The sequence below is a fragment of the Pseudoflavonifractor phocaeensis genome, assembly GCF_016901735.1.
GTDB lineage: Bacteria > Bacillota > Clostridia > Oscillospirales > Oscillospiraceae > Pseudoflavonifractor_A.
The window spans coordinates 1-4,339 of the sequence record NZ_JACLZC010000111.1 but is presented as its reverse complement, the minus strand read 5'-3'; the positions used below and the strand labels follow the sequence as shown (position 1 = coordinate 4,339).

Sequence of the window (4,339 nt, the reverse complement as noted above, 5' to 3'; positions counted from 1 at the left end):
GCATAAAGGAGCTGTGGGGCTGGCCGTCGAAGGGGTCCTGGACCACCAGGGTGTGGGGGGTCTCCTGTCCCAGCCCGTCCAGGGAAAAGCCGCCGTCCTCCGCCGTGCCCCGGGCCAGAAGGGCCTTGGTCAGCAGCTGACAGACGGTTTCGTCGGGGCTGACGGCCTCAAAATAGACGCCTGTGCCGTTGTGGAGGAAGGACACCCGATAGCGGCAGTCCAGAACGCCGTCCCCGTCCCGGTCGTCCCGGAGGAGATAACCGGAGACCGAAACGCCGTTTTTCTCAAAGGAGAGGGCGTCCTCGTAGTTTTCGTCCATGGGGGGCAGCGCGTCCGGGGCGAGAGAGAGGCGGAAGGAACTTTCTCCACACACGCCGGAGATCTTGGCCCAGATGACGCCCTGTTCGGGAATGCTGGCCCAGGCGCCGCTGACGGTGAAGCCGGACCAGCCCAGCAGGGAGAGCCCGGTCAGGTCGTCGGCCCCCAGCGCGGCGCACAGTTCCCCTTCCGACAGGCTGGAGATCTGGGTATCGGCGGTGGGATAGCCGGAGCAAATATACAGGGATTCTCCGCCAGTCAGGTCGGGAAGGGAGAGAAATTCGTCGGTAAAATAGTAGCCGTCGGGCAGGTCCGGCACCAAAAAGCCCGCTGTCTGACCGGCGGTTGGAGCATCGGTGGGTGCGGAGGTGGGAGAGAGGGCAAAGCGGTCCCCGGAGACGGCGGGCGTCGCTGAGGGGACGCCGGGTGCCAGGGCCTGCCCGGCATTGTGGCTGCGCCAGAGAAGGAAGCAGCCCGCGCCCACCAGAGCCACCAGCAGGCAGGCGGCCAGCCGGGGCAGAAGGGAGCGCCGGGGCTTGGGCTGTCCCAGGGCGTCCAGAATGCGCTGGTGATCGGCGGCGGAGAGTTTCAGGCGGTCCATATAGCTGCGGTAACGGTCCATATCCAGATCCATAGGGTCTCCTTTCTCAATCGATTTGGTCGGTGAGCAGAGTTTTGAGGCGTTTTCTGGCTCTGGAGAGCCGGGAACGGACGGTGCCCTCCCGCCAGCCCAGCATCTGGGCGATCTCGCCGGTCTGATAGCCCTCGTAGTAGTGCAGATGGAGGACAATCCGGTCCTTGGCGGGCAGGGTCTGAATGGCTTCCATCAGGGCGGACTCCTCCGGCCCCTCGGTGGTCAGGGATTCGGTCAGCGCGCCGGTTTTCCGCCGCCAGGGAGAGCGGAGCCGGCTTTTGCAGTTGTTGACCGTTACCCGGAGCAGCCAGGCCCGCTCGTGGGCCCCGTCGGGACAGTCGGGCTGTTTTTCCAGCCAGGCCAGGAAGGTATCCTGTACGGCGTCCTGGGCCTCGTAGACATCGCCCAGAATGGCCGCCGCCGCACGGTAGAGGGTATTGCCGTGGGTGAGGAGGAGCAGTTCGAGCCGCTCGGAAGGCTGGGATGTGGTGTCCATGGGTTCCCTCCTTTGTCAGGTGCTTCTACCTATCAAACGCCGCAGAGGGGCAAATTGCTGCACCCCGCGGAAAAAAAGTGCCGCAGCGGAAGGGCTGCGGCACAAAGAAAGCAAAAATCACTCCACCAGGAAATGCCGCTGCCGCAGGGCTTCTTCGATGAGGTCCAGGGTCTCCTGACTGTCAGCGGTCACGGTATGGTAGTGGTAGTTGGAGGTAATGTTTTTCAAAGGGCTGGATTTGCCCTGCCGGAGGTCGGCCAGAAATTCCGCCACCTTCCGGCGGGAGTTGATGTGGAGGGGGGCTTCCATCCTGCCGTAGACCCGATGTCGGACCATGACGTTTTCCACGCAGCCGCCCAGATCCACAATGGCGCACAGCTCTGCTTCCAGGTCCTCATCGGTGTGGTTGACCTTGAATACCCGGCTGACGGTGGTGGGCGCATTGAGGAGATATCCCCGGTTGGTGGAGAGGATCTCCCAGCCGGAGGCCCGCATGAGGGCGATGTCCTGAACGATGACCTGCCGGCTGACGCCGTAGCGCAGGGCGATCTCCTTACCGGAAAGGGGCGCTTGGCTGCTCTGCATCCAGCGGAGCAGGTCCGCCCGTCGTTCTGTACCCGTCATGTGAACCTTCCCACCTTTCTGGTTCCATTTTATCCCGGAGAGGCGGGCCGTGTCAAGAGAGGCGCTGCCCATAGGGTCACAGGGGGCGCAGGTGCTTGAGGGACAGGTCCAGAATGGGAGCGGAATGGGTGAGCGCGCCGCAGGAGATGAAATCCACCCCCAGATCCGCCAGAGCGGATATGCGTTCCAGCGTCACGTTGCCCGAGCACTCGGTCTGGGCCCGGCCGTCGATGAGGGCCACGGCCGCTCTCATCTCGTCGTGGGACATGTTGTCCAGCATGATGATGTCCGCCCCCGCCTCCAGGGCCTGGCGGACCATGTCCAGGTTTTCCACCTCCACCTCGATCTTGCGCACGAAGGGGGCGTAGGCCCGGGCCATGGCCACGGCGTTGGCGATGCCGCCGGCGGCGGAGATGTGGTTGTCTTTGAGGAGCACCCCGTCGGAGAGGTTATAGCGGTGGCTGCATCCGCCGCCCACCCGGACGGCGTATTTTTCAAAAATGCGGAAATTGGGGGTGGTCTTGCGGGTGTCCAGCAGCTTGGTGGGGGTGCCCGCCAGCCGGTCGGCCACGGCCCGGGTATAGGTGGCGATGCCGCTCATCCGCTGGAGGAAGTTGAGGGCCACCCGCTCGCCGGAGAGGAGGGCGCGGATGTCGCCCCGCACCTCCGCCAGGCGCTGGCCCTTGGTCACCCGGTCCCCCTCCCGGCAGAAGCATTCCACCGCGGCGGCGGGGTCCAGCAGAGAGAACACCCGGGCAAAGACGGGCAGACCGGCAATGACGCCGTCCTCCTTGCACAAAAGGTCCACCGTGCCCGGCACTGCCGTGGGCATGACGGCGTTGGTGGTCACATCCTCGCTGGAGATGTCCTCCCGCAGGGCCGAGCGGATGAGGGGCTCGGCCTGGAGGAGCATGGTAATTTCATTCATGCGCTGGTCCTCTCTTTCTGAACGGATGAAGTGATGGCGTTGGCGGCCCGGCGGGCAAAGACCAGGCTTTCCAGCAGGGAATTACTGGCCAGCCGGTTTGCGCCGTGGACGCCGTTGCAGCTGGTCTCTCCCACGGCGAAGAGCCGGTCCATGGAGGTCTTGCTGTCCCGGTCCACCCAGATGCCCCCCATAAAGTAGTGCTGGGCGGGGACCACCGGGATACACTGCCGGGTGACGTCGTAGCCCTCCTCCAGACAATGGCGGTAGATGTTGGGGAAGTGGCTCAGAATATCCTCTTTTGGGATGGGGGCCATGGAGAGCCACACAAAGGGGACCTTTTCCCGCTCCATCTCCTTGCGGATGGCGGCGGTGACCAGGTCACGGGGAAGGAGCTCGTTGACAAAGCGCTCCATGTTGTGGTTGTAGAGCACCGCGCCCTCCCCCCGGACCGACTCGGAGATGAGGAACCGCCGGCCCGGCTTGGTGGAATAGAGGGTGGTGGGGTGGAATTGGACGTAGTCCAGGTGCTCCAGACGGATGCCGTAACGGGCGGCGATGTCCAGGGCGTCGCCGGTCAGGTGGGGAAAGTTGGTGGAGTGGACGTACCGCCCGCCGATGCCCCCCGAGGCCAGGATGGTGTATTCCGCCCGGATGGGGTGCAGGGAGCCGTCGGCATATTGGGCGAGAATGCCGGAGCACTGTCCATTCTCCACCAAGAGATCCACCATGGCGGTGTATTCCAGCAGAGTGAGGTTGGGGCGGCGCTTGGCCTCGGCCAACAGCTTGGAGGTGATCTCCTGGCCGGTGACGTCCTGGTGGAAGAGGATGCGGGGGCGGGAGTGGGCGCCCTCCCGGGTGAAGCGGAAGGAGCCGTCCGCCTCCCGGGCAAAGTCCACGCCCAAGCCCACCAGGGTGCGGATGACCGACTGGGAGTTGCGGATCATCAGTTCCACCGACTCCGCCCGGTTTTCGTAGTGCCCGGCCTTCATGGTGTCCTCAAAATAGCCGGCGTAATCGCTCTCGTCCCGCAGCATACAGATGCCGCCCTGGGCCAGAAAGGAGTCGCTGCTCTCCAGGTCGGATTTGGTAATCAGCAGCACTGGCCAGTGGCGGGGCAGATGAAGGGAGCAGAAGAGTCCGGCCACGCCGGTGCCCACGATGACCGCTTGATAAGACTGTTCCATATGTAGCTTCCTTTCAGCGCGCCAGGCGGAGCATTTCGTCCAGGGGACGGCGGGCGGCGGTCATCAGCGCCGGGTCGATCTCCACCGGATGGGCGCCGGTCTGGAGGACCTGGAGGATTTTTTGGGGGGTAATGGTTTTCATGTCGGGGCAGACG

At 64.3% G+C, this 4,339-nt stretch carries 6 protein-coding genes; all 6 read right to left on the bottom strand.

Annotation, left to right across the window (positions count from 1 at the left end; all coding sequences use genetic code 11):
• On the bottom strand, positions 1–952 hold a 952-nt coding region (locus tag H7U37_RS14420), incomplete at its 3' end, for a hypothetical protein (RefSeq protein ID WP_204876795.1).
• A 13-nt stretch (positions 953–965) separates the two neighbouring features.
• A complete protein-coding gene (locus H7U37_RS14415; protein WP_204876793.1) occupies positions 966–1,448 on the bottom strand; it encodes an RNA polymerase sigma factor in 483 nt (160 codons plus the stop codon).
• Between the two features lie 117 nt (positions 1,449–1,565).
• Positions 1,566–2,072 carry a transcription repressor NadR gene (locus tag H7U37_RS14410; RefSeq protein WP_204876791.1) on the bottom strand — a complete coding sequence of 169 codons (507 nt, stop codon included), beginning with the start codon at positions 2,070–2,072 and terminating at the stop codon, positions 1,566–1,568.
• 76 nt (positions 2,073–2,148) lie between these two features.
• The gene (gene nadC, locus H7U37_RS14405) at positions 2,149–3,000 is read right to left on the bottom strand and encodes a carboxylating nicotinate-nucleotide diphosphorylase (RefSeq protein ID WP_204876789.1); all 852 of its coding nucleotides are present in this window, start codon (positions 2,998–3,000) and stop codon (positions 2,149–2,151) included.
• Entirely contained in the window at positions 2,997–4,184 is a 1,188-nt protein-coding gene (locus H7U37_RS14400) for an L-aspartate oxidase (protein WP_204876788.1), read from the bottom strand. Before H7U37_RS14400 ends, nadC begins: the two co-directional genes overlap by 4 nt.
• 13 nt (positions 4,185–4,197) lie before the next feature.
• On the bottom strand, positions 4,198–4,326 hold the full coding sequence (locus H7U37_RS16465) for a hypothetical protein (protein ID WP_420875810.1): 129 nt from the start codon (positions 4,324–4,326) through the stop codon (positions 4,198–4,200).
• Between the last annotated feature and the right edge of the window lie 13 nt (positions 4,327–4,339).

Excerpts from the sequence above, each read along its gene's own strand:
- H7U37_RS14415 (WP_204876793.1), bottom strand. The coding sequence starts at position 1,448 with ATGGACACCACATCCCAGCCTTCCGAGCGGCTCGAACTGCTCCTCCTC.
- nadC (WP_204876789.1), bottom strand. The coding sequence starts at position 3,000 with ATGAATGAAATTACCATGCTCCTCCAGGCCGAGCCCCTCATCCGCTCG.
- H7U37_RS14400 (WP_204876788.1), bottom strand. The coding sequence starts at position 4,184 with ATGGAACAGTCTTATCAAGCGGTCATCGTGGGCACCGGCGTGGCCGGA.
- H7U37_RS14410 (WP_204876791.1), bottom strand. The coding sequence starts at position 2,072 with ATGACGGGTACAGAACGACGGGCGGACCTGCTCCGCTGGATGCAGAGC.
- H7U37_RS16465 (WP_420875810.1), bottom strand. The coding sequence starts at position 4,326 with ATGAAAACCATTACCCCCCAAAAAATCCTCCAGGTCCTCCAGACCGGC.